The 26,149-nt window shown below is 37.9% G+C and carries 25 protein-coding genes and 1 pseudogene; 16 read left to right on the top strand and 10 right to left on the bottom strand.

The features are described from left to right. Positions 1-17: 17 nt before the first annotated feature. Positions 18-593, bottom strand: a pseudogene (locus PYV58_RS08625) (nitroreductase family protein). 324 nt (positions 594-917) lie between these two features. Here PYV58_RS08625 and PYV58_RS08620 point away from each other — a divergent pair. Next, positions 918-1,298: a hypothetical protein gene (locus PYV58_RS08620; RefSeq protein WP_004719430.1), complete on the top strand. Its 381-nt coding sequence runs from the start codon at positions 918-920 to the stop codon at positions 1,296-1,298. 93 nt (positions 1,299-1,391) lie between these two features. Here PYV58_RS08620 and rhlB read toward each other — a convergent pair whose 3' ends face one another. Both rhlB and PYV58_RS08610 read right to left on the bottom strand, forming a co-directional pair. Then, the gene (gene rhlB, locus PYV58_RS08615) at positions 1,392-2,543 is read right to left on the bottom strand and encodes an ATP-dependent RNA helicase RhlB (protein ID WP_004719428.1); all 1,152 of its coding nucleotides are present in this window, start codon (positions 2,541-2,543) and stop codon (positions 1,392-1,394) included. 106 nt (positions 2,544-2,649) lie between these two features. Further along, positions 2,650-2,862 (bottom strand): cold-shock protein, encoded by a 213-nt coding sequence (locus PYV58_RS08610; protein ID WP_004822370.1) that lies wholly within the window; start codon positions 2,860-2,862, stop codon positions 2,650-2,652. A 382-nt stretch (positions 2,863-3,244) separates the two neighbouring features. Between PYV58_RS08610 and PYV58_RS08605 the strand changes: the two genes are divergently transcribed. The 8 genes from PYV58_RS08605 (at position 3,245) to PYV58_RS08570 (ending at position 8,449) form a co-directional block, all read left to right on the top strand. Then, positions 3,245-3,484 carry a sulfurtransferase TusA family protein gene (locus PYV58_RS08605; protein WP_004822372.1) on the top strand — a complete coding sequence of 80 codons (240 nt, stop codon included), beginning with the start codon at positions 3,245-3,247 and terminating at the stop codon, positions 3,482-3,484. A gap of 138 nt (positions 3,485-3,622) precedes the next feature. Next, positions 3,623-4,492: an RNA polymerase sigma factor RpoH gene (gene rpoH, locus PYV58_RS08600; protein ID WP_004719424.1), complete on the top strand. Its 870-nt coding sequence runs from the start codon at positions 3,623-3,625 to the stop codon at positions 4,490-4,492. Positions 4,493-4,668: 176 nt separating this feature from the next. Further along, positions 4,669-5,034 (top strand): DUF423 domain-containing protein, encoded by a 366-nt coding sequence (locus PYV58_RS08595; protein WP_004719421.1) that lies wholly within the window; start codon positions 4,669-4,671, stop codon positions 5,032-5,034. Between the two features lie 50 nt (positions 5,035-5,084). Further along, positions 5,085-5,282, top strand: coding sequence for a sulfur carrier protein ThiS (thiS, locus tag PYV58_RS08590; RefSeq protein WP_004719420.1), 198 nt, complete (start codon positions 5,085-5,087; stop codon positions 5,280-5,282). A gap of 14 nt (positions 5,283-5,296) precedes the next feature. After that, positions 5,297-6,097: a thiazole synthase gene (locus PYV58_RS08585; RefSeq protein ID WP_004719418.1), complete on the top strand. Its 801-nt coding sequence runs from the start codon at positions 5,297-5,299 to the stop codon at positions 6,095-6,097. Between the two features lie 77 nt (positions 6,098-6,174). Beyond that, positions 6,175-6,855, top strand: a complete 681-nt coding sequence (locus tag PYV58_RS08580; RefSeq protein ID WP_034616895.1) for a hypothetical protein — start codon at positions 6,175-6,177, stop codon at positions 6,853-6,855. Further along, entirely contained in the window at positions 6,855-7,559 is a 705-nt protein-coding gene (locus PYV58_RS08575) for a hypothetical protein (RefSeq protein WP_034616899.1), read from the top strand. The genes PYV58_RS08580 and PYV58_RS08575 overlap by 1 nt, the downstream gene beginning before the upstream one ends. A gap of 182 nt (positions 7,560-7,741) precedes the next feature. Further along, positions 7,742-8,449, top strand: a complete 708-nt coding sequence (locus tag PYV58_RS08570; RefSeq protein WP_275059798.1) for a hypothetical protein — start codon at positions 7,742-7,744, stop codon at positions 8,447-8,449. Between the two features lie 109 nt (positions 8,450-8,558). On the opposite strand, the gene PYV58_RS08565 is transcribed toward PYV58_RS08570, so the two are convergent. The 3 genes from PYV58_RS08565 to PYV58_RS08555 form a co-directional block, all read right to left on the bottom strand. Then, on the bottom strand, positions 8,559-8,873 hold the full coding sequence (locus tag PYV58_RS08565; protein WP_034616904.1) for a putative quinol monooxygenase: 315 nt from the start codon (positions 8,871-8,873) through the stop codon (positions 8,559-8,561). A 49-nt stretch (positions 8,874-8,922) separates the two neighbouring features. Then, positions 8,923-9,504: an NAD(P)H-dependent oxidoreductase gene (locus tag PYV58_RS08560; RefSeq protein WP_034616907.1), complete on the bottom strand. Its 582-nt coding sequence runs from the start codon at positions 9,502-9,504 to the stop codon at positions 8,923-8,925. Between the two features lie 200 nt (positions 9,505-9,704). Then, positions 9,705-10,316: a glutathione binding-like protein gene (locus PYV58_RS08555; RefSeq protein ID WP_004719407.1), complete on the bottom strand. Its 612-nt coding sequence runs from the start codon at positions 10,314-10,316 to the stop codon at positions 9,705-9,707. A 214-nt stretch (positions 10,317-10,530) separates the two neighbouring features. Here PYV58_RS08555 and PYV58_RS08550 point away from each other — a divergent pair, with 214 nt between their 5' ends. From PYV58_RS08550 to PYV58_RS08540, 3 genes are all read left to right on the top strand, one after another. After that, positions 10,531-11,982, top strand: a complete 1,452-nt coding sequence (locus PYV58_RS08550) for a SulP family inorganic anion transporter (protein ID WP_034616910.1) — start codon at positions 10,531-10,533, stop codon at positions 11,980-11,982. A gap of 782 nt (positions 11,983-12,764) precedes the next feature. Further along, positions 12,765-13,457: a response regulator transcription factor gene (locus PYV58_RS08545; protein WP_034613481.1), complete on the top strand. Its 693-nt coding sequence runs from the start codon at positions 12,765-12,767 to the stop codon at positions 13,455-13,457. Beyond that, positions 13,403-15,343, top strand: coding sequence for an ATP-binding protein (locus tag PYV58_RS08540; protein ID WP_034613476.1), 1,941 nt, complete (start codon positions 13,403-13,405; stop codon positions 15,341-15,343). Before PYV58_RS08545 ends, PYV58_RS08540 begins: the two co-directional genes overlap by 55 nt. 162 nt (positions 15,344-15,505) lie before the next feature. Here PYV58_RS08540 and PYV58_RS08535 read toward each other — a convergent pair whose 3' ends face one another. The 4 genes from PYV58_RS08535 to PYV58_RS08520 all read right to left on the bottom strand — a co-directional run bounded on the left by PYV58_RS08535 (position 15,506) and on the right by PYV58_RS08520 (position 22,227). Next, on the bottom strand, positions 15,506-17,971 hold the full coding sequence (locus tag PYV58_RS08535) for an ExeM/NucH family extracellular endonuclease (protein ID WP_034613472.1): 2,466 nt from the start codon (positions 17,969-17,971) through the stop codon (positions 15,506-15,508). A 224-nt stretch (positions 17,972-18,195) separates the two neighbouring features. Then, on the bottom strand, positions 18,196-19,842 hold the full coding sequence (locus PYV58_RS08530) for an AMP-binding protein (protein ID WP_034613470.1): 1,647 nt from the start codon (positions 19,840-19,842) through the stop codon (positions 18,196-18,198). 274 nt (positions 19,843-20,116) lie between these two features. Then, positions 20,117-21,250 carry an acyl-CoA dehydrogenase family protein gene (locus PYV58_RS08525; protein ID WP_034613467.1) on the bottom strand — a complete coding sequence of 378 codons (1,134 nt, stop codon included), beginning with the start codon at positions 21,248-21,250 and terminating at the stop codon, positions 20,117-20,119. A 206-nt stretch (positions 21,251-21,456) separates the two neighbouring features. After that, positions 21,457-22,227, bottom strand: a complete 771-nt coding sequence (locus tag PYV58_RS08520; RefSeq protein ID WP_004719394.1) for a 3-hydroxyacyl-CoA dehydrogenase — start codon at positions 22,225-22,227, stop codon at positions 21,457-21,459. A gap of 191 nt (positions 22,228-22,418) precedes the next feature. Between PYV58_RS08520 and PYV58_RS08515 the strand changes: the two genes are divergently transcribed. The 4 genes from PYV58_RS08515 to PYV58_RS08500 all read left to right on the top strand — a co-directional run bounded on the left by PYV58_RS08515 (position 22,419) and on the right by PYV58_RS08500 (position 26,114). Beyond that, entirely contained in the window at positions 22,419-23,447 is a 1,029-nt protein-coding gene (locus PYV58_RS08515; RefSeq protein WP_034613460.1) for an AraC family transcriptional regulator, read from the top strand. 226 nt (positions 23,448-23,673) lie between these two features. Then, the gene (locus PYV58_RS08510; protein WP_004719389.1) at positions 23,674-24,021 is read left to right on the top strand and encodes a hypothetical protein; all 348 of its coding nucleotides are present in this window, start codon (positions 23,674-23,676) and stop codon (positions 24,019-24,021) included. A 276-nt stretch (positions 24,022-24,297) separates the two neighbouring features. Continuing rightward, positions 24,298-25,281 carry an aliphatic sulfonate ABC transporter substrate-binding protein gene (locus tag PYV58_RS08505; protein WP_034613453.1) on the top strand — a complete coding sequence of 328 codons (984 nt, stop codon included), beginning with the start codon at positions 24,298-24,300 and terminating at the stop codon, positions 25,279-25,281. Then, complete coding sequence (locus PYV58_RS08500; protein ID WP_034613450.1) at positions 25,281-26,114, top strand: ABC transporter permease; 834 nt, start codon at positions 25,281-25,283, stop codon at positions 26,112-26,114. The genes PYV58_RS08505 and PYV58_RS08500 overlap by 1 nt, the downstream gene beginning before the upstream one ends. Positions 26,115-26,149: the final 35 nt, after the last annotated feature.

Genomic DNA, 26,149 nt, shown 5'->3' with positions numbered 1-26,149 from the left:
ATCAACAACTTTTTGACTCAAGCTTGCCAAAAATGAACATATTGTGTTGTTTCAATCTCTGCACGCGGGGCAATCGCTTTTGCCGCTGTACCAACATAAATAATGCCTGAAATTAAATCTCGTTAAGCTAAACCCAGTGCTGATTTTAATAATTTAGATTCGACCACAGCCCCACTCCGCCACATGGTTGCGAAACCTTGTGCCTGCATCGACAATAAAAAGTTTTCAATTGCAGCCCCTGAACTCAGCGTTTGTTCAAAAAAAGGCACTTTAGGGTGATCCTGAAATTTAGTCACAGCAAGCACTAAAATAGGCGCTCTAAAAGGATGAAGTTTTACCCGTTCAACTTGGGCTGGATCTAATTCACCTAAGTCAGCAATAGATTGTGCCAGTAATGCACCAAATGCTTCACGTTGCTCAACATCCACGACAATAAATTGTGTGGGTTTTAAACGATGATGATCGGGTGCTGTTAAAGCGGCTTTAAATGCAATATTCAGTTGTGCGTGTGAAGGTGCAGGTTCAACCAAATGACCAATCGATTGACGTTGATGAATATTGTCATGTACTGCTTTGAAGTTTAAATCTGACATTGACCTATCTATTATCTGGTTAATTTCACTTGTTTCAAGATTAGCATAATCTAAAATCATTAAGCTATCTCCGACAAAATTTACTTGGCATCTGTCAATATTGCATACAATTTATTGTTAGGTTATCAATGAGCATGATTGCTCGCAAAAAATGCCTTCGATACCCTTTGGCTTCGAAAATAAAGCCAAATCATCAATAAACTTAAAAAAAACTGCAAAATTTATACATGTTTCTCAATATTTAGCCCATATTCTATGCTCAAATTATAACTAATTTAAAAGCAGTATCTTTTTAATTTTTAGTACAGGAATTTGAGAATCAATATGAATAAATTAACAACGATCACTTTACTTGCTAGTTCAGCGTTACTCTTCACTGCATGTGCATCAAATCCAACACAAACTTTAGCGATTCAAAAAGCAGATAACCAGTATGAAGTCACTGGCTTAGGTAAAGACCAAATTACCGCAAAAAATAATGCCATTACTGCAGCAAACAAGGCTTGCGGTAAAAAAGGTGCACCGGTGTTAGTGGATGAAAAAACTGAATACCATGGCAGTTTAAAAGGTGTCGTCGATGAACAGACTGGAAAAATGATCACGGCAGCAGCAGGCGTATTAGGTTCAGTAATGGGCAAAAACTACGGTATTGAAAAAGATACTGACTATCAAACTACATTGACCTTTAGCTGTAAAGCAAGTTAATCCGTTTAGCCGTCTAAACTAAAATAGCCAATAAAAAACCCACTTTAAATAAGTGGGTTTTTTTAAACACAATTCGATAAAGAAACAAAAAACTTAGCAATAACCATCTAGTCGCGTTAAAGGCAATTTTTGCCCAATCGCTTTCTCAATAGTCGGTAAATTAAATGCATCATCTTCAGACAAGAAGCTGATACTTACACCCTGTGTACCTGCACGACCTGTACGACCAATACGATGTACATAATCATCTGACTGTTCAGGTAAAGTGAAATTCACCACATGAGATACGCCATCAACATGAATACCACGGCCAGCAACATCCGTTGCGATCATAATATTATGTTGACCATTTTTAAATTGATCTAACATTTTCAAACGTTTATCTTGCGCTATTTCACCAGATAGCATCACCACCTTATAACCATCTGCTTTTAAATGATCATAAAGTTTACGTACTTGATCACGACGATTGGCAAAAATCATCACTTTTTCAATGGGTTCATCTGCCAAAATTTCGCGCAATAAGCGATATTTATCTTTCTTTTCGACCACATATACACGTTGCTCAACATCAGCATTGGTTTTCTTTTCTGGTTCGATTTCGACTGTAACTGGCTCACATAACCATTGTTGGGCAAGATTGAGAACATCATAGCTAAATGTTGCCGAGAACATTAAGGTTTGACGTTGCTCTTTACGTGGCGAAAAACGCACAATCCGTTTAACTGAAGGGATAAAGCCCATGTCTAATAAACGGTCAGCTTCATCAATCACCAAAAATTCAATTTGATCTAACCAAACTTCTTTTTGTTCTGTGAAATCAATTAAACGACCAGGAGTTGCCACTAAAATATCAACAAAACCTTGATCCAGTTGTTTTCTTTGCTTATCAAAATCAACGCCGCCAACCAAAGTCACGACATTTAGATTGGTATATTTGACCAAATCTTTTGCATCATTTTCAATTTGAATTGCAAGTTCACGTGTTGGGGCAAGAATCAATGCACGTGGCTCACCACGGAAACGTTGTTCTTTAATTGGGTTTGTGAGCAAATCATTAATAATACTGACTAAAAATGCCGCTGTTTTACCTGTGCCGGTTTGAGCACGACCAATTGCATCATGACCTGCTAAAGTATATTTCAATACTTTTTGCTGAATTGGGGTCATTTCTTTAAACCCTAAAGCATCAATCGCTTGTTTAAGTTGCGGATGTAAATTAAGGGTTTCGAAACCTGATGACATAAATACGAGCTCTAACTGTAGACACTTTTAATTGCGCCCATTATAAACAAAAAACGCCCCAATTTATAAGAAATTGGAGCGCCACTTAAATTTTAAAAATTTAAGATTAGTCTAAAGGCTGAACTTCTTCAGCTTGAAAACCTTTTTGACCTTGCACAACACTGAATTCAACGCGTTGACCGTCACGAAGTGAACGATGACCGTCACCTTGAATAGCACGGAAATGAACGAATACGTCATCACCGCCTGCGCGTTGGATAAAGCCGAAGCCTTTAGTGTCGTTGAACCATTTAACTACGCCTTGTTCACGAGCTGTCATAAGTTAATCCTCAGTTATTAAGAAAAAGGGACCACCCGGTGTTGCAAACAGCAGAGCAAACAAAGTTTTAAAATATTTTCTAATTTCAAAGCTTGTAATCATTCTGTAAAACTATTAACAAAATCCCGGTTACATCCATCTTGTAATAGGGTTTCAAAACAAGAATTGTTTCTGATAAATCCTAAATACGCAACGAGCTTAACATGGGTTTATGACAATTAATAGAATTTTTTTTGATAATTATTTTCGATATCAAGCGTGTTTTTTAAACAGCTTCACGATTATTTTTTATTTGTTGAAGAATATTCCAATTTTTGTTGGGGTGTTTCAATAAACTTGGTAAAATATGTGTTCCATAGCCCTGTTGTTACCTTGCCAAAAAATGAATGAACCTTTAGGTCAGACAGCGATTGAAATAAATTGTATGGGTAAACCCTGTCCAATGCCTCTATTAATGTTAAAGCGTGAATTAAAAAGAGCATTGCCTCATCAAATATTTCTTTTAATGTCCTCTGATCCACACAGTGAAATTGATATTACGCGTTATTGCGAGATCAACAAGATTTCCTGCCAATTGACTAAACGATCAGAGCATGAATTTCATTACTTAATTGAATCTTAATTATTTTCAATTCAAATTATTTTTTGCAAATTTGCATATATTTTTACATTTCGATACCCAAATTTCCTTACTTATGTACAATATTCGAATTAAGATGAATGCATTAGCTATACAACGAAATTCCTATAAGGAGAACCCATGAGTGACAGCAGCAATCAGTTGATGCCCCTGTCCTTATCTGCACCAGGTGTTAACTTAGGTGCTTATATCAGCACCGTAAATCAGATTCCAATCTTGACAGCTGAACAAGAAAAAGAGTTAGCTGATCGCTATTTTTACGATCAAGATTTAGATGCTGCGAAAATGTTAGTGATGTCTCACTTACGTTTTGTGGTGCATATTGCGCGCAGTTATGCGGGCTATGGTTTGCCACAAGGTGATTTAATTCAAGAAGGTAATCTCGGTTTAATGAAAGCAGTTAAACGCTTTGACCCAAATATGGGCGTGCGTTTGGTGTCTTTTGCTGTGCACTGGATTAAGGCTGAAATTCATGAATATGTGATTCGCAATTGGCGTATTGTCAAAATTGCGACCACTAAAGCGCAACGTAAATTGTTTTTTAATTTACGTAGCCTAAAAAAATCAAGTAAAAAACTTACACTTGAAGAAGCACAATCAATTGCCAATGACTTAAATGTAACAGCAGAACAAGTCTTGGAAATGGAAGGTCGTTTAACCGCTTATGATGCGGCTTTTGAAGCTCAAGGTGATGACGATGACGAAGGTTCAACTCATGTTGCACCAGCGCTTTATCTCGAAGATAATCGCTATGATCCTGCTCGTTTAGTCGAAGAAGAAGATTACGAAGAACAAAGTACTTCAGCTTTGCATAACGCTATGGAACAGTTGGATGATCGCTCACGCAACATCTTACAGCGCCGTTGGTTAGATGATGATAAATCGACCTTGCATGAACTGGCTGCAGAGTACAATGTCTCTGCTGAGCGTATTCGTCAGTTAGAAAAAAATGCCATGGACAAAATCAAAGTTGCCATGTCATCCAACTAAATCTTCAAAACGGTCTGCATTCCAGACCAATAATTTATATTTTCAATAAAAGGGCGACATGCCCTTTTATTTTGCCTGATATTTTTGTCAAATCTTTATTCTTAATAGATTTTGCCTTTAATCCCGCTTCGAAATTGTGTTAATGTTATGCGCAAATTTATGCAGATGACTGGCTTATGTGGATTGCAATTTCAGCACTGAATTTAGCGCTTGCAGTAATCTTAGGTGCATTTGGCGCACATGGTTTAAAAGCTCACGCAACTGAAGCTCAGTTGGCATGGTGGCAAACAGCAACTGATTATTTTTTCTACCACGCACTGGGCCTATTGGCACTGGCTATTCTCAGTAAAGTCATCCCTCAACTTCCAATCAAAGCCAGCTTCTTACTCATCCAAATTGGTATTTTATTTTTCTGCGGTTCGCTTTATGTCATGGCACTGGGTTTACCACGAGGTTTAGGTGCAATTACACCCATTGGTGGAGCACTGATGATTGCAGGTTGGCTGGTCCTTGCATGGAATGCATTGAAATACGCTAAATAAAATTATTTTGATTTTAGACATCACAATTTGCGCAATCGAATGGAATGTATATGCAAATTTTCTTAAATGGTGAGCCTCAAGAAACCGCTTGCCAAAATCTTTTACAACTGGTTCAGGAACTTTCACTCGAAGGTAAACGCTTTGCCGTAGAAATGAATGAAATGATCATTTCCAAAAGTAAACTTGAACTTACCCCTATTGCTGAAAAAGACCGTATTGAAATCATTCACGCTGTCGGTGGCGGCTAATTTGGAGCTCTCCCATGCTAGATTTTCCTACTGAAAACTCCCCTCTTATTATCGGTTCTCGTACTTTTCAATCTCGTCTTCTCGTGGGTACGGGTAAATACAAAGACATGCAAGAAACTGATTTAGCAATTCAAGCCAGTGGCGCTGAAATTGTGACAGTGGCGATTCGCCGAGTAAACATTGGGCAAAATCCAGATCAGCCCAACTTACTGTCAATCCTTCCACCTGAAAAATACACCATCTTACCGAACACAGCGGGTTGTTTTGACGCCAATAGCGCAGTACGTACCTGTATGCTTGCACGTGAACTTTTAGATGGCCATAACCTGGTCAAATTGGAAGTATTAGGTGATGAGAAAACCCTTTATCCAAATGTAACAGCCACACTTGATGCTGCTCGCACATTGATTGAAGATGGTTTTGAAGTGATGGTGTATACATCGGATGACCCTATTGTGGCTCAAGAACTTGAAAGCATGGGTTGTGTTGCGATCATGCCTTTAGGTAGCTTAATTGGTTCTGGCCTAGGCATTTTAAATCCGCATACTATTTCAATTATTAAAGAAAATGCCAAAGTGCCAGTTTTGGTTGATGCTGGTGTAGGTACTGCAAGCGATGCCGCAATTGCAATGGAATTAGGTTGCGATGGCGTATTGATGAATACCGCGATTGCCGCTGCACATCATCCAATTTTAATGGCGTCAGCAATGAAAAAAGCGGTTGAAGCTGGACGTGAAGCCTATTTGGCGGGTCGTATGCCACGTAAACGAATGGCAAATGCGAGTTCACCAGAAACAGGTTATTTCTTTAAATAATCGTTTGAATTGCCTAAAAGGATTTTCCGAAGTCCTTTTAGGCTCAAAATATCTTGATAAATTCATTGAGAAAGATCATGAATAAAATAATAAATACCGCCCTGCTCCTGAGCGCTTATTCATCGCTAAGCTTTGCAAATCAGCCTTCTACCTCATTACAAAAATTTGTCCCAAACAATTGGGAAATTCTTGCTCAAGCAGAAGGTGATTTGAATCAAGATGGTAAAAAGGATATTGCCCTCATCATCCAACCTAAAAATGAAAATCAGCACAATCGAAAGCTTTTAGTGCTTTTTCAAAAAGGTCAACAATTACAACTTAAGCTAAGTCGACAAATTCCTAACTGGACCTATCGTTCAGAAGAACTGTGTATCGAAGATGCTCTAGATGACTCCTCATTGACGATAAAAAATCAACGCTTAGATGTGTTATTCAATACCATGTCATCCTGTAGCAATACGTATGGCTTGATATATACCTATGGGTTTAAACTAAAGAACAATCAATTCCATCTCATTGGATTTGATGTTTATGATTTAGATAAAATTAGTGGCAAACTAAAAGAAACCAGCCTTAACTTTCTAAGCAACAAAGCCAAAGTGACTACAACGCCAAATATCTTTGCACAAGTTGAAACGCCATCCAAAATTGTTTGGAAAACACTGAGAACTTCGACAGGCTATACTTTGGAGAACATTCCTTGGGATAGTGAAGAATTGATTCATAACTTTAGCGTTCAATTTATTGGAGAAAAATAATGAAAAACAAAACTGAATTAATTTTATTTTGTGCATTAACAACATGCTCAACTTTGGTTTGGGCAGACACTAACCCCAAAGCTGACTATCAATCATTTATCCCTAAAAACTGGAAAGTGTTGAGTAAAGTACAAGGTGACTTAAATGGTGATAAGCTTACAGATCTTGCTTTAATTATTGAAAATACGGATCCAAAAAATATTGTGACAAATGAGGGATTAGGTAATCCTCAGCTGAATTTAAACAATCGAAAGTTATTAATTTTATTTAAAGCCCCTCAAGGCTATCGTCATGTTGCAAGTAATTTCACGCTTCCCACCGAAGGTGATCAAGAATCACCTTGTCTTGCTGACCCTCTAGGTGAAGGCGATCCACTCACCATCAAAAATGGATTAGTTAAAATTAATTTACATTATTGGCTCAGTTGTGGTTCATGGTCTGTCTATAACAATGCTTTTACTTTCCGTTATCAAAACCAGTCTTTTAAGCTGATTGGTTATGATACAGATTACTTCCATCGTGCATCGGGTGAAACCAGTGCGAAAAGTATCAATTTTCTAACAGGTAAAATTAAAAACACTACAGGTGGTGGTGAGTTTGAAAATCAGGATCAAGCTAAGCAAGTTTCTTGGTCCAAATTAAAGAACAGTTATTCACTTAAACTTGAGCAGATCAATTTTAAAGACTACGGCGAGTTTGAATAAAACACGTTTCGTATCTACCAACAATTCATAAATATGCCATATTATTCTGAGAATAAAGGTGTCGAAGAGGACTCGATATTTGCCATAAAAAATTAGCTAAGACAGGGTAATCAAAAGTGATAGCTTGGGGACATGCCTAAAAATAGGCATAAATTTACAATTCAGTGAATTGGAAGAAAACCATGAAGAATAACAATCTATTACTTCTATTTTTTACATTAACAGTCTGCTCAAGCTTAGTGTGGGCAGAAACCAATACTGAAGCTGATGTTCAAGCTTTCATTCCTAAAGATTGGAAAATACTTAGCAAAGTTCAAGGTGACTTAAATGGTGATCAACAGGCTGATATGGTGCTGATTATTGAAAATACGGATCCCGTAAATATTGTTAAAAATAAATTCAATCATAAAAAGCCAGCAAATCTTCTACTTAACCAAAATGAGCGAAAATTATTAGTTCTATTTAAAGACGCTCAAACTTACCGCCTTATCGCAAGTAATTCTTCACTCCCTAGAGAAAGCAACAATGAACGCCCTTGCCTTATCGATCCATTGATTGTGGACAATTCACCAATCATCCAGAATGGACAACTTAAGATCACATTAAATTACTCGTTGCGTTGTAATTCATGGGAGGTCTTTAATAATATTTATACTTTCCGCTATCAAAACCCATCATTCGATCTGATCGGCTATGATTTACATTATTTCGATATACCATCAGGTGACAGTCGAACTGAAAGTACTAATTTTTTAACAGGGAAAATCAAAAATGTCACCAGTACGCAAGAACTCGATCGCAAAAATACACCAAAGATATCCTGGTCAAAATTAAAGAAAGCACCTTTGCTCAAACTTGAGCAAATCAACTTTGAGCGTTATGTTCAATGATGGATGTCTTTTATAAATTATTTTTTAAAAACAATAATTCAACATAAAAGAATCCCTCACCTTAGCCTTCTCCCAAAGCGAGAAAGAAGCTTATAACAATAAATTAGCTTTAAAATCCATGTTCTAAAATACGGATTTTAACATCAGCAACATGCTCTTTTACTTCAAGTTGATACGCTTGCATATGCTCAGTTTGCAAGTGGGCATTGAGATGTTCAATACTTTCCCATTTTTCAAGCATCACGATCAAATCAGAATCCTTGCTTTGATAACTCACATCAACACCAGCATCAACCAATAGCTGATAACCATGACAGCCTTGCTCTTGTAATACTGTCGGGGTAATTTTCTTAAATGCTTGGATAATTTTATCTTTGTGTAATCCTTTTGGATATGCACGGATTTCAGCGACAATGGTCAACATTTTAGACTCCTTAATTTTTTGAAATGAGATACTCAAAATTCCAATTTGCTTAAGCAAAAAGCTGCTGTAAATGTTGGCGATATGCCTGTTCATATTGTGCAATTTGTGGTGCTTTAATCACATCATTGACAATAAATGTTTCTAAGCTTTGCATCCCTAAGAATTGATTGGCTTTATGAAAAGGTAAATACACACCATCTACACCAACACCATGGAAAAATTGCTCAGGATCATCAAACGCTTGCAAGGGTGCATTCCAAGTTAACGACAACATATACTTTTTCCCCTGAATCAAACCACCTGAACCATATTTTTTGGTAGCATCAGAACGGCTACGACCATCGTTGGCATATAAACTGCCATGACCAGTGGTAAAAATATCATCAATATATTTTTTCATGGTCCACGGTGCACCCATCCACCAACCTGGCATTTGATAGATCACAACATCCGCCCAGAGATATTTTTCTACTTCTTCTTGAGCATCGTAATTTGCATCGGTACGTGTCACTTTTACACGGTGTCCCAAATCGCTAAGCACGTCTTCACCCAAAGCAGTTAGGGTATCGTTTAATTCACCATTTGAATGTGCAAACTGTTTCGCACCATTTACGATTAAGATATTACTCATTGTTTACCTATGTTTTGCCAATACGCTTGATTTATGGCGCAACTATAGAGCTTATTTTTATCGCAAAAAATGCAAAAATAAGCAAAACATTATTGACTAAAAATCAACAATAAACATCTTTCCCTGTTTCTACCCATTTCACATTAATCAATTCAATAAAAAAGCACCCGTAGGTGCTTTGTATATCAATTCAAGCATACTTAAGGAATTAAACCTTCATCACGCATTGCAATTTGTACAGATTGACGTTCAGCGACTTTATTGCGTAATGCCACAATATTGGTAAATGGGGTTAGATCATGATGAATTGAATTCGACCAATTTGTCAGTACAAACAAGTAGGCATCAGCAGGACCAAAGCGGTCATTGACCAAATAATCGTATTCAGACTCTGCAAGATAGTCATCTATATATTTCAACATTTTATCTATAGTTGCATAGCCACGTACTTTTTCATCTTCAGTGATCGCTGGGTCAAAGAAGACGGCATATTCATCATGCAACTCTGAGTTTAAATAACCCAACCATTCTAAAACTTTAGCACGTCCCAAACCTGATGGTGGGATCAAATCCTGTTTAGGATCGTGTTGTGCAATAAAAGGCAGTACTGCAACATTTTCAGTCAAAAGTAAACCTGGATTGATTTCTAATGCGGGTACATAGCCTTTTGGATTGATTTCGTAATAATCTGCGCCCTTTTCTGTTTTATGCGTTTTTAAATCAACACGTTCTAGATCAAAATCAACATTAATTTCGTTGAGTAAAATATGGGCAGCTAAAGAACATGCACCTGGTGAATAATATAATTTCATATCTAATCCTTGTTATATGACTGTTTAAGTTGTAAATGGCTCAGATCACAATTTCAAGTCGTAAAACATAAAATTGCAAAAAGCATAAATTTATAAAATCAGCTATAACTTGAATATTCAACAAAATGAAGACTTTTTCAAGTCAAAGTTAACTGCTTTTTCACTAAGAGATGTTTTAACATACGCATCTTTAAAGAATGATGAAAGGTTTATAGTGATTAGTCTAAAAAAAGCGGAATGGTTTTCCAATATTCGTACAGATGTACTTGCTGGAATGGTCGTAGGCTTGGCACTTATTCCTGAATCAATCGCTTTTTCTGCAATTGCAGGCGTAGATCCACAAGTCGGTCTGTATGCATCATTTTGTATTGCTGTGAGCATTGCTTTCTTCGGTGGACGTACCGCAATGATTTCCGCAGCCACAGGCGCAATGGCGTTGCTGATGGTTACTCTCGTCAAAGATCATGGTTTACAGTATTTATTTGCCACCACAATTTTGACTGGAATTCTTCAGATTCTTGCTGGCTATTTTAAAGTTGCAAAACTGATGCGCTTTGTTTCACAGTCTGTCGTCTATGGTTTTGTTAATGCGTTGGCTATTCTCATCTTTGTGGCACAGATTCCTGAATTACAACGTATGGATTTGACGGCTTATCTATTTGTCGCCTTTGGCTTAGGGGTTGTTTATCTTTTCCCCTATATTCCCAAAATCGGTCAACTCATTCCCTCGCCTTTGGTGTGCATTATTATATTGAGTTTCGCTGCCTTATTTTTGGGTGCAGATATGCGTACAGTCAGTGATTTAGGAAAATTTCCAGACACTTTACCGCTGTTTTTAATTCCAGACATTCCACTTAACTTGGATACCTTAAAAATTATTTTTCCTTATGCCATCACCTTGGCCACCGTAGGTTTACTCGAAACCATGATGACAACCACGATAGTTAATGAAGTGACCCAAACGGAAGGCGATCGTCATAAAGAATGCCGTGGCCAAGGCATCGCCAATATGGTCAGTGGGTTTATGGGGGGTATGGCAGGTTGTGCCATGATTGGGCAATCGATTATCAATGTGTCTTCTGGTGCACGAACTCGCTTATCGACCTTGGTTGCTGGTGTTTTTTTACTGTGTTTAGTGGTCTTTTTAAAAGAATGGCTGTCTTATATTCCAATGGCTGCACTTGTGGCAATTATGATTATGGTGGCTTTTACTACATTCAACTGGGACTCAATCAAAAACTTTTCAAAACATCCCAAACAAAGCAATAGCGTGATGCTTGCGGTGGTGGTCATTGTACTGATGACGCATAACTTAGCTTTAGGTGTGTTGATTGGTGTACTTTTATCCGCACTTTTCTTAGTCAATAAATTAGAAAATGCAGTGCGTGTCCAGTCTCATCTATTGAACAGCACGACCCGTAAATATGAAATTTTTGGGCAAATTTTCTTTAGCAGTTCAGAAAAATTCTTTCAGTTTTTTGATTTTAATGAATCTGTTGATCATGTCATTATTGATTTAACCCATGCCCATATTTGGGATATCACCTCTGTCAGTATGCTCAATCAGGTACAAAACAAGTTTCTGCAAAATAACATTCAGGTTGAAATTATAGGGATGAATGAAGCAAGTCGTAACTTGGTTGATCAATTTAGTGCGGTAAAATAAACAGCTTTATTTTTCTTAAGGCAGTGATGATCAGCATTTAATATAGGTAAAGAACAATAGCCAAAATGGTAATCGCAATGCATTGTATCACTGCCAAATTTCTAAGGAATTTAATCATCGTAAGCTACATCCATTATAAAAATAATCCATTATTCAGCGAATATAACCGATATTTTGCTGTTAAATTGTGATTTTTATCTACTAAAATTTGAATATTTACTTAACTTGTCTCAATAACCTTATCTCAAAAAGTTAACTTGGTCTCAATAAATTGACTTTAGGCATTATTTGATACTCAGTAAGTGCGTTAAAACGCGATTGTAATAAACTGAATATTCATTCCTAATCACTTTGGGTCTGTTGACAATTCGTCTATGTTTGCGACTACGAATGTTTTTTAGGCGATACTAGGCGCGAAATACGAAATTTAGTCACTCTAAATGATGAGAAACATCGTTTCGCAAGGTAACAACGTAGCGGCAAAAAACACTCTAGTCCCCCGCTGCGCCTTGCGCTGCAAACAAAGCAGTGCTTTGTTCTTGCTCAGGGTTGTGGTTAAAATTATCTCAGCCTACGTTATGAAACTTGAAAATAGTCTCGCTATTCTCATTCATGCTTTACGACGTATACGTCTCATGCTCAATTTTAACCTACAACGCAAGCCATTTATGAAATATCAACAGACCCTTATTAAATACTAAAAATACCTATTATCAGGTATAGATAAAGCCATCAATATCTGAAAAACTAAGTCCAATAGACATGGGCGAGTTTTTTACATCATGAACAATGAGTTAAGTTTACCTGTTCCAGTTATCATCGTAGAAGATGAGCCGCTTATACAAAAAAGACTGACTGACATATTAATTAATCTAGGATACTCAATTTCAGATTTACGTTTTGCCCAAAGTTTAGCTCAAGCCAAAGAACAACTCAGTATACACTCAGCCTCTTTTGCATTGGTTGATTTGGGCTTGCCTGATGGTAATGGAATTGAGTTTATTGAAATTTTAAAAAACTATGATCCAACCATCATGATTTTAGTGATCTCTGCATGGAGCACTGAAGATGCGATCCTCAATGCACTAAGTGCAGGTGCAACAGGCTATGTGCTCAAAGAAAGAGATGACTTAGAAGTTTCTCTTTCGATCAAAAGTGTCTTGCGTGGTGGAGCGCCGATTGATCCATTTATTGCTCAAAAAATTTTAAAACAACTACACTTTAATGAAAAAAATAATTCAAATAAAACTGCACCCTGTCAGAAAGTCACTGATCAGGACAGTGTATTATCCAAAAGAGAATTGGGAATTTTAGAACTGGTTTCTCAAGGTTTAAGCAATAAGGAAATTGCAGATCAACTCAATTTATCCCGTTATACCGTTGAATCTCATATTAAACATATTTATCGGAAACTTGCGGTATGCAACAGAGCCAAAGCCATCGATACAGCACGCAACTTAGGATTACTCGACTAATTCTAAAATTAATCGGGTTGTTCGGTCTTATGCTAAGTTTGACCCAGCATTTTGCTTTTGCTGGTGCAGCCTTAACAGGTCAGTCCAATACAACAGATGCAGCCTGCCACTTTCAAATCCAAAGCATACAAGTTGCTCAAGCGCTTGCAAATCTTGAACAGGTTCCCCAACAGGGATGGAAAACAGTCACCTTGCCAGATGACTGGGAAACGCGCTGGAATAACTACACAGGCACTGCTTGGTATAAAATCAAATGGCAATATCAGTGTGATCAGGAAAATCAACCTGTCGCCTTACTGATTGAACGGATCAATATTGCAGGAGCAGTCTATAGCAATAATGAACTGTTATGGAAAGACAAATCCTTAGTAGAACCATTGTCTAGAAGTTGGAATATGCCAAGGTATTGGGTGCTTCCTGCTACATCTATCCAAAACCAGCAAAATGAAATTTTAGTCCGTGTTGTAGGGGTTGCATCACAACATTCAGGTCTAGGAAAAATTAAATTTGGTCAGGCCGAAGATATCGCCAATCAACAGGATCAGTTGGTTTTTGAACGGCGAACTTTATTTTTTATCAATATTATTATTACCTTTGTGGTGGGAACTACAGGTTTTACCATATGGCTATTTCGACGCCAAGAAAAAGCCTTTGGGTGGTTTGGTTTAACTTCATTTTTATGGGTATTGTTTGCCTACAATATCATTTCGACCCATCCTCTTCCTTTTACCGACAGTATCTTAACAGCACGTCTAAATCTGGTATTTTTAGTTGGATATACCTATTGCCTCTGTTTATTTGCTTGGCGTTTTGCCAATCGCCATTATCCGTATTTAGAACGTTTACTTTTATTGACCTCTACAATCGCGATTGCGGCATTGCTATTGACACCGATCAATTATCTAGAGCGTAGCTTATCCTCTGTCTTTTTCTATTCTGGCATGGTATTTATTTTTAATTGCTTGTTTTTTCAGTGGATTGCTTTTAAACGTAGAAAGATGGACATTCTCCTGCTTGCGTTTATTTTCCTCATCTATTTACTTATTATTGTTCATGATTTTTATAGCATGATCCATCATCTGGATCAGACGCTCTATTGGACGCCATTGGCCGCTCCAATTACCAGCTTAGCAATCTCGTTTATCTTGGCTTATCGTATTTCACAGAATGTTGGACGTATTGAAAAATTTAATCAGACGCTTGAAGAAACTATTGAAAAAGTCACGTTTGACTTAGAACAATCTTTAGATAAAAAGTACCAACTCGAAATTGATAATATGCGGTTGCAAGAGCGTCTAAATCTGTCTCATGAATTACATGATGGACTAGGTGGTTCAATTGTTCGCTCGATGATTATACTGGATCACAGTGAACATATTGAAAAACAACAAGTGATCTCTATGTTTAAACTGTTAAGAAATGACTTACGCCAAGTGATTGACTCAGGAAGCAGTGCTGGGGCAAAAATACCAGAAAGCCCAGTGATGTGGGTTGCGCCATTGCGTCATCGTTTTATACAAATTTTCGAAGAAATGGAGATTGAATCGACTTGGATTTTTGCAGAAAAATGGAAACATAAACCGCTTGCATTGATTTGTTTAACCTTTTCTCGTGTCGCAGAAGAAGCCTTAACCAATATTGTAAAACACAGCCATGCAACTGATGTCGAAGTTTCGTTGGTTGAAGATGAACGACAACAACTCGTTTTAACCATTCAAGACAATGGCATTGGCTTTGAAGTTGATCAGGTTCAAGCTGGTTTGCATGTGGGTTTGCAGAGTATGCAAGTGCGAGTAAAAAGAATTGGAGGTAGTTTTGAAATCCATTCTCAGCAGGGTTTTACCGTGATCCGAGCCATAGTACCGTTGAAAGATAAAACCGAATGATTTAGATGAATGAAATAGTATTTCGACCAATATCATTCGCTTGATCTATGAAGAGATTCTGTCTTAAATCAGTTGGTGCAATTTTTTATGTTATATAGTTTTATAAAAGCATAAAAAAAGAGAAACTAGATCACTAGTTTCTCTTTAAAAAGATATCGCGTATTAGGATTTCTTTTTTGAACGCGCTAATACTGAGCTCGCTGTAAGTAACATCAGTCCAAATAAAGACCACAGTCCCGTACTGCCCCCACTGCTCTTATGCCCACCTGTAGTACCACTTGATTCATTTAAATCTAAATCAACAATAACCGGATCGTGATCAGAAGAACGGAAAGCATCTGGCGCATAGAAAGAAGCAATTTGTTCTTCAGTCTTATATTCTTCATTGTAGTCTAATGCTGTTGGTTCATCAGCATTGATATGCCATGCAAAAGTACGTTTAACCATTGGGTATAAGTTTGCATCTGCAATTGCATGATCTAAATTACCCGCACCACCATTCCCGGTTGCATCACTGGCCACACCAAAGACATAGCTATATGCAGATTTACCTTGCCCTACTTTTTCATCATTTAGCAATATTTTGTAGTTGGCTTTTTCAAATGCCAAGATTGGATCTTCTTTGGCATAACTGTTCATATCCCCAACCAATAAATAATTTGGTTTTTCAGCTTTGGTCGGGTTGGTTGCAATCCACTGAATCAATTTTTGTACTGCAGTAACACGAGTCGGATTCCAACAGCCTTGACCATCACCTTGGTTTGCTTCTGGTGAGGTTTTATCGTCAGGACAACTACCTTTAGACTTTAAGTGATTTGGTACAACAGTAAAGGTTTTTCCTCCCGTTACCGCTTGGAAGCTTTGTGCCATCGTGACTCGGTTTTTCTGTGTCAAATCATCATATACCACAGGATTACCAACAGGTTTTACACGTTTGCTATTATAAATAATCGCAACTGCAATCACATCAGTACCTAACTTATCCATATTCGGTGGGATGACATATTTCCAATCTGCACCTAAAGCTTTGGTTAAGTAATTCACAGCACTTTTTTCGCCATAACCATTGTTGGCAATTTCCATTAAGCCATAAACATCTGCATCAATGGTTTTAATCGCACTGACTATTTTGGCATGTTGACGATTAAATTCTGTCTCGGTGTTTGCACCACGATCTGGTTTAACACCAATCAGCGGAGAATTGTCATAATTTAAGACGTTAAATGCGGCAACACGAACCTGTTTACTCTCTTTTGCCAAGACGGTTGAATTCCGCAGATTGCTGTCTTTGACAACCTCAGGCAAAGCTTTGTTTTGAATCGGTTGAATACGCCAAGCATTGAAACGGTATTCCAAAATCCCTTCAACATTTTTAAGCTGATAGCCTGTACGTAAAGTGTTTGCCGCATTAAATGTTTGTGGCAACCACGGTGTTCTGTTTTGATTGTTATAACCATCATCCAAGATAATCTTAGACAATAGATTTTGTTTTGCTAAAGCAACCGCTTCATTGGATTTCGCAGGATATAAATTGGTTGGGATATATAAGCGTCCCAAACTTAAAGACAATTGACCATATCGACCATAATCATAATTCTCGCTAACCGTTAAGGTTTGAGGAATTTTTACCAACATACCTTGATAGCGCTTAGGTGCATTGCCTGTAGCATCGGTTAAACTTGAAAATGGCAGTTGAATCGGAGTAGAACTCACCAAACTTGCGGCTTGATTATTACAGGTTTGAATATTGCTGCTCAGTTGATCAATTTGCAATTGATTTTCATAATTGGTTAAACGCCCTTTCAGAATAACTTCTTCACCTACTTTACCGCCAGTGATTGTGCTTGCAGCAGGGAGATAGACAAAGATCGCATTGCTCAAATTTGCTTTAGCTTTACTGTCAGGGGTTTGAATATAGAAACCTGAAAAACCATTTTGATAGCGATAATCCGCTGTAATGACACCTCGAACCACATATTGTTGGTTTTGTGCCGCAGATTGTAAATCTGCAATTGCAGTATCAGCAGTACTACAACTGATTGCAGGGATTGGCGGTGTCGTTGTACCAGTACCTAAATAGCTACTGAATGCATTACGATCTGACCATTTGCTCCACTCACTGTCCAAATCAAAGGCACTATTTGGATCTACAGCGCTGACATCATTTTTATTTTTTATTCTGCTTAGGCTATTTCCAGCACTAGTGATTGTGCTCCCCCAACCGCCACTTGCAGGTCTTTCCCCAATCCGCCCAAAACGATCTACAGCAGTGCCTTTATACACAAGGACTAAGGCATCATCGCCATTGAATGACAAACCAGCAACCTGATTCACTTTAGTGCCAAGTTCTGCCTGTAATTCGGTACGACCTACAATAAATTTTGCTTTACTGGCTAAATTTCCCTCTAAGGTGTAAGTTGCTGTTTTACTCGTTGCCCCATTGGTATATTGTTCAATTTGATAATCTGCAAGATTTACAGTGCTGCCATCTGGATTATAAATTTCTAATCCTTTTCTATTTCCTGTGCCATCGATGTATTGGCTAAACATCAATTGTGCGTAGCTTGGAAATGAACAGCCCAATAGTGCAAGGCTTAAACAAAGTGTATGTGGTTTTAAATTTTGCATAATTTTTAACGTTTGTTGAAATTTAAAGCAGATTAATTTTTATTAATGACAATATCGTGAATTGGAATCATTCTATTTGATCCATTTATAGTTTAGACAAAATATACCACAGGCAAAGTGGACTCAAATTGTTATAAGGACCTTAGAAATACGAGATCTTATGCTGATCATAAAAAAGCACCCTTTCGGGTGCACAGCATGGAACTTTAAAAGATTTTAAAATATTAAGCCTGCAATTGCATTTGCTGTAATTTAGCCACTTCTTGTTGCTTCAATAAATTACGTTGAATTTTGCCACTAGATGTTTTGGGTAAGCTTTCAACAAACTCAATTTCACGTGGGTAAGAATGCTTAGATAATCGTGAACGAACATATTCTTGTAATTTAGCATTCAATTGATGACAACCCTTGAACTGAGGCTTGAGCACAACAAAAGCTTTTACGATCTCTGTTCTTTCTGGATCAGGTTTACCAATCACGGCAGATTCTAAAACTTCAACACATTCCAAAAGTGTACTTTCTACATCAAATGGCCCAACACGATAACCTGAAGTTGTAATGACATCGTCTGCACGACCAATAAAATCAACTCCACCTAATTCATTCAAACGAACCGTATCCCCGGTTAAGTAATAATGGCCAACGAAGGATTTACGATTATTTCCACCATAACCTTTAAACCATGTGAGTGGTGATTGAGAGAAGTCAATTGCTAGCGTTCCAATCTCACCTCGTTCAACTTCTTGGTTGTCTTGATTTAACACTGCAAAACGATGACCAGGATTAGCAAAGCCTGCTGAGCCGACTTTTATTGCATGTGCTAAAGCATGATGGTTACCAATCACCATACCTAATTCTGTCTGCCCATATTGGTCATAAATATTGACATTTAAGTCATGATTAAACCAGTGAATTACTTCAGGTGTTAAAGGTTCACCCGCACTGCTGACTGCACGTAAATGCGCTTTGATTGAAGCATTAAATTTTTCTTTAAAGCCAAAGAACATACGAAATGCTGTCGGTGAACCGGTAAGATTACTGACTTGGTATTTTTGAATAATTTCTAAAGCATGGTCGACACTAAATGCACGTTCATCCATGATAATACTGTGACCTAATCCCAATGGGCCAGCAATACCATAATATAGACCATATGCCCAACCTGGATCCGCAAGGTTCCAAAATGAATCATCTTCACGTAAATCAACGGCATGACGCATATATTCTTTAAAGGCCAAAATCGCTTTTAATGGCACTGGAACGGATTTTGCCAAACCTGTTGTTCCAGAGGTAAACATCATTAAAAAATCATCAGCAAAACTCAACATGACGGGTGCACATTCAGCTGATTGACCTGCTAGTTCTTGCCAAAAATCTGCATCTTTTGTTGTTGCAAAATCTTGTGGATGAACAGTGAGAATATGCGGAAGTTCAATCCCGTTTAGTTTGGCACGTTGTTCAGTGTTGGTGATGATCAGTTGGGTATTGGCTGTTGCTACGCGATGCTCAATCGCTTTTGATTCAAAGGCGGTAAATAAGGGCTGATAAATTGCTCCGATACGCCAAGTTGCCAATATGGTGATCAATAGTTCTGGAGTCCGTGGTAATAAGCCAGCAATACAATCGCCTGTTTTTATGCCTAGCGATTGTAAATAATTGGCTAATTTTCCTGATGCTTGTGCCAGTTGTTCAAAGGTCCATTGTGAAGACTCACCGTTTTTGCCTTCCCAGATCAAAGCCACTTTATTTAAACCGACAAAACGCTCGCAGCACTCGATATAGGCATTGATTGACTGTGGGTTGCCAACCAGTTGCTCATTGATTAGTTTTCCATAATCGAATTCTTGATAGGCTTGTTCCAATGTTTTCATGGCAATATCCTTGTATTTTCAGCACAAATCATCTCGATGTGCAGTTCCATATTTTGCTTTCTAGCTTTTCTAAAAATGTTGAATCATTCAACATGTGTTCCTATGCTTATAGATAACCATGATTAGAAATCACACACAATTTCCAAATACCTCAATTGTATTGCGGTTTTTGAACATCTGCTTTTGCTGTCTTGGTGGAAGGCTTTAAAATAAAAAAGACCAGTGCGAAGCTGGTCTTGAGATAGAGTTTTGATGCGCTAATCTACAATTGAACTTACTGAATCACCGCTCTTGCGATAACTAAACGTTGGATATCGGAAGCGCCTTCATAAATCTGACTGACTCGAACGTCTCGATAGATTCGCTCTACTGGAAAATCAGCAACATAGCCATAACCACCATGAATTTGTATCGCATCTGAGCAGACTTTTTCAGCAATTTCAGATGCAAATAACTTCGCCATCGATGCTTCTTTTAAACAAGCTAAACCTGCATCTTTTAAACTTGCGGCATGGTAAATCAACTGCCGTGCTGCTTCGATTTGAGTGGCCATATCGGCTAAGCGAAATGCCACAGCCTGATGTTGTACCAACTCCACTCCGAAAGCTTTACGCTGATTGGCATATTCAACCGCAGCATCCAACGCTGCTCTTGCCATTCCCACACATTGAGCGGCGATACCAATGCGACCTGACTCTAAATTCGACAAGGCGATTTTATATCCTTCACCCTCATTTCCTAATATGTTCTCAGCAGGAATCCGACAATTCTCAAAAACAATTGTTGCAGTATCTGAGCAATGTTGTCCCATTTTGTCTTCAATCCGAGAAACGATATAACCTTCTGTATTGGTTGGAACGATAAAACAAGAAATACCTTTCTTTGCTGCGGATTTATCCGTAACTGCAAACACAATCGCCACTTGTGCGTGCTGTCCAGAAGTTATGAATTGTTTGGTTCCATTAATCACCCACGAATCGCCATCACGTTGTGCTTTACATAGCAAAGCACCTGCGTCTGAACCCGCCTGTGGTTCCGTTAAACAGAAACAGCCAAGCCATTGACCTGTTGCCAATGGCATTAAGTAGTCTTGTTTTTGTTGGTCTGTCCCATATTTTTGGATAATTCCACAAGGCAAAGAATTTTGTACGCTGACAATGGTTGAAATTGCACCATCTCCTGCAGCAATTTCTTCAATTGCCGTCACCAAGGAGATATAGTCCAAACCTGCGCCACCCCATTGATCAGACACGGTCATACCTAATGCACCCAGTTCACCCAACTCTTTGAGTTCTTGATGAGGAAATTTTGCAGTTTTATCACGTTCAGCAGCTGTAGGTTTAAGTTTATTCTGCGAATAATTTCGCATCATTTCCTGAACCATTTTTTGTTCATCATTGAGAATCATTTGAGCATCCCTCTCAGCACTTTTAAATTTTAAATCACTGCAATCATGATCAGCGACCAATCAAAATCTCGTTGTTTGTATAAATTTAGGCTAAAGTCTGCCTAACATGATGGTTTAGATCATGTCAGGCAGTATTCAATTTTTTAAAAGTTTGCTATTGCTTACGTTAAAGCAAAGTTAGAAATAAGCAGACGGATTAGACCAGATTACTTTGGCTGCATACGGATTGCGCCGTCTAATCGAATTGTTTCACCATTTAAATAGCTATTTTCACAAATATGACCAACAAGCTGTGCAAACTCTTCAGGCTTCGCAAGGCGTTTAGGAAAAGGCACCATTTCACCCAACGCATCTTGAACATTTTGTGGTAATGATTTCAACATTGGAGTTTCCATAATCCCTGGTGCAATGGTCATCACACGGATGGCATGTTGCGCAAGTTCTCGCGCCAAAGGTAATGTCATTGCAACAACAGCACCTTTAGATGCAGCATAAGCGGATTGACCAATTTGGCCATCAAACGCAGCCACTGAAGCAGTGTTAATAATCACACCACGATCTTCTTCACCTGCTGGTAATGCATAACGAGAAATGACATCTGCGGCAAAACGCAGCATGTTAAATGTTCCTGCGACATTAATATTCAATACTTTTTGAAATGCGTCTAAAGCATGGATGCCATTTTTACCTAGTACTTTGGCAGATGGACCAATCCCTGCACAATTAATTAAGCCATTTAATTGAGCATAATCCTGCTCCACATTTTTAAAGAATTGTTCAACAGCAACTTCATCGGTCACATCAAGTTGAACAAATTTGGACTTTTCACCTAAGCGCTTCTGCATTTCTTCGCCAAGCTGGTGATTCATATCCACCATGATCACTTTCGCACCTTGACCAATCAAATGTGTGGCTGTCGCTGCACCTAATCCAGATGCACCACCAGTCACAACAAAAACTTTTCCTTCAATTTTCATTTTACTTTCCTAGTTCATTGTTTGAATTGAGCAGTTTAAATGATGAATTAAACCCACTTTCGACTTAAGATGCAGAGTAAACATAGTCAAGCTTGAGTACAATTTCCAAAAGTTGCATCCTGTATGATGTATTTGGACAATTTAAACATCTTTTTGGAAAACTTTAGTCACAAAACACGTCTCACAAGATAATGGAATACACTGTGAACAATCAACAATTCAGTGAAAGCAAAGGCACAATTTCAATTGCACTGGTACATGAGGCGCTGAGCAGTGCCCAAGACAAGGGCTATGATATACAGCAGATTTTGCATGATGCAGAGATACCGCTGGAAATATTTCATGCAACCAAATCACGTATTGCTGTTTCAGCTTATGCAAAACTTTGGACTAAAATAGCAGACCATATGAATGATGAGTTCTTTGGCATGGACTCGCATCAGATGCGACGCGGTTGTTATAAATTATTGTCTAAAATGGTCATGCAAGCGGATACACTACAGACAGCGATTGAACAAATTTTGCAATATTTTAATTTTGTCTTGGATGACTTCTCCAGCAAACTGATTATAGATGAAAATTATGCATACATTGTCATTACAGACAAATTACAAACTAAGCGTATGTTCTGCTATGCCACTTATATTATGTTGATTCACAGTTTGATCTGTTGGTTAGTAGATCAAAGAGTTTTACTCAATCAATTGCAATTAAAATGCACGCCTCCTGAAGATGACAGCGATTATCGCGTTCGATTCTGTGAAAATATTACTTACCAAGCAGATGAAAATTATCTGCAATTCGATGCAAACTACTTAAACATTCAAATCAAACGTGATCAAAAATCTTGGTATGGTTTTATTAAAAACACCCCTGAAAATCTACTATTAAGATTTAAGAATCCTTTGGCTTTAAGTTCAATGATTCGCAAGCAATTACTTTCTATTGCTCCTGCTGAATGGTTAGAACTCGGTGAACTATCAGCGCAGCTCAATATTTCAGAAGCCACCATACAACGCCGTTTAAAAAATGAAGGCAGCAGTTACCAACAACTCAAAAATGATATACGGCGAGATATGGCGATTGAACTGCTTGGTAAAACCACACATACCTTACAAGACATCAGTGAGCTGTTGAATTTTCAGGATGCCAGCGCATTTCATCGGGCATTTAAAAAATGGACTGGGGTAAGTCCAGGTGCTTATAGAGAACCCAAATAACCTTGATAACATCGTTAAACAAAACTCAGTTTTTAGGAAAATTTATTTAAAATCAAAATTATAATAAAAAATATATCAATATAAAGACAAGCTCGATATTTACAGCTTATCTGAATAAGGTTGCAAATTAATCAATAATGGTATATTTATTACCCAATTTAAAGCAGGTTTTCTGCTTATTTCCTGTGGTACCCTCCTCCCCTTTAATCACTTTTAGGTCACTAACATGATTAAGATGATTGATGTACTAGAGCAAAATCTAGTTCAAAACTTTATTCATTCCCTTTCTGCTCAAACTGAACATTTAGATGAGCTTATCGAAGGTATTTTAAAAGCTTCAGATCATGACTTTGAACATGCTATGAATGATTTTTTCAAAACCAATGATGCTGCAGAAGTCGCACAAGCACTTGATATTCACCAAGAGCGATTAGATGCAATTCAATCAGGCTTAGCAATGAAAAAAGAAAACATTGCTGATACTGCAAAAATTGTTGCGCTTTGTCTAGCACTTGAAACCAATGCATTAGACCAAGTTGAAATTGCAGACAGTCTGGAAGATTATCCAGTTTAATTTGCCCAATCCAAAAATGCCTCTGTATAGAGGCATTTTTTATGTCTAATGACTAAAATTTAATTAGAATATTTTTTTATAACTCATTTCAATAATCATCTATTCAACAAACAAATATGCATACTTTAAAAACATAAATTTATTCATATAGTTAAACCAATATTTTTTATATTTCATATTTTAAGAAGTGAATATCTGTTTTTCTTTTTTGTACTTTTACCCTAAAAAATATACATATCTAGCTCTGTGTTTCTCTTTGAATTTTATGGGGTATGTATGAACGTTTTTAGCAAAAAAATGACGCGCTTAGTTTCCACCTTAGCCTTAAGCTTAACCGCAATGTCTTCTTTTGCAGCCATCCCAACAACATTGAAATTAGACTATGCCTATTACGCCCCAACAAGTTTAGTGGTTAAAGAACAAAAGCTGTTAGAAAAAGCCTTACCCAAAACAGAGGTCAAATGGGTGTTTAGCCAAGGCAGTAACCGTTCACTTGAATATTTAAACAGTGGCAGTATCGATTTCGCCTCTACTGCGGGTTTAGCAGCAGTATTGAGTCGTGCCAATGGCAGTCCAATTAAAACGGTTTATATCCAAAGCCAGCCAGAATGGACTGCATTAGTCGTTGCTAAAAACTCAGCAATCAAATCCTTAAAAGACCTCAAAGGAAAAAAAATTGCTGCAACCAAAGGTACAGATCCATTCTTATTTACGCTTCAAGCACTTGAAACGGTCGGCTTAAATAAACGTGATGTGCAATTGGTACATCTACAACATCCAGACGGGAAAACAGCTTTAGAACGTGGTCAGGTAGATGCTTGGGCTGGTCTTGATCCACTGATGGCATCTGCACAATTGCAATCAGGCGCAAAACTGCTCTATCGCAATATCGCTTTTAATAGTTACAGCGTGTTAAGTGTAAAAGATCAATTTAGCACCCAAAGCCCAGAAGCAGTTGAGGCTGTAATTAAAGCTTATGAACAAGCACGTAAATGGGCAAAAGCCAATCCAGATAAACTTGCAGAATTATTAGCACGTGAAGCAAAATTGCCACTTGAAGTGGCGAAATTGCAATTGAGCCGAACCAATCTAGATCAAAACATTCCAACTGCGAAACAGCTTAATGCGCTAAAGAAAGCAGGCACTATTTTGACTGAAGAGGAACTGGTTCGAAAAGGCACCAATGTAAATCAAGTTGTAGATCAACTATTTGACAGCAAATATGCACAAAAGGTCATTGGCAAGGTTGCTGAAAAGTAATGACAAAGTCTATACATACCCAATCGACGCAAAGCGAATCAAATGTACGTATAGCGCAGACGGGTTTAAACAAACCTGCCTTTAAGGCCAATGTTTTAAAATGGGTAAAAGGAATTACACTTCCGTTGCTGCTCATTTTATTATGCGAGTATTTAGTTCGTTTTGGATGGATTGAGTCTTATCTGCTCCCTGCCCCAAGTAGCTTAGTTGACTCATTCAAGGAGCTTGCCGCAGGTGATTTATTGACCCATATCTATACCAGTACTTGGCGTGTATTTTTAGGATTTTTTATTGGTAGCCTATTGGGACTCATTTTTGCAATTGCAGTGGGTTTAAACAAACACATTGAAGATTTTTTAGAACCCACATTTTCAGCGATCAAGTCTATTCCAAGCCTTGCTTGGATTCCGTTATTGCTTTTGTGGTTAGGCATTGATGAAGCCTCAAAAATTACCTTAATCGCGATTGGTGCATTCTTTCCCACCTATACCAATAGCGTATCTGCCATACATGGTGTTGATTCAAAGTTGTTAGAAGTGGCAAAAGTATACCGTCTGACCTATCTACAAAGTATCTTCCAAATTGTTCTGCCTGCTGCATCTCCTGGAATTCTCGTTGGACTCAGAAACAGTTTAAGCCTAGCGTGGATGTTTATGATTGCAGCAGAACTGATTGCAGCGACACAAGGTATCGGTTATCTACTCAGTGATGGTCGAGAAACCTCACGGCCCGATATTGTGATTATTGCGATTATCTTGCTGGCTGTCCTTGGTAAACTCACTGACAATCTGATGAAATTGATTGAAAACTGGTTTTTACGTTGGAGAACATAAACCGCTCAAAATACGGCTTTTGATCAGCCGTATTT

Origin of the sequence: Acinetobacter sp. TAC-1 (genome assembly GCF_029025845.1) — a bacterium.
Taxonomy (GTDB): Bacteria; Pseudomonadota; Gammaproteobacteria; order Pseudomonadales; family Moraxellaceae; genus Acinetobacter; species Acinetobacter guillouiae.
Note: the sequence above shows the minus strand (reverse complement) of the source record. Positions and strands in the feature narration are given on the sequence as shown.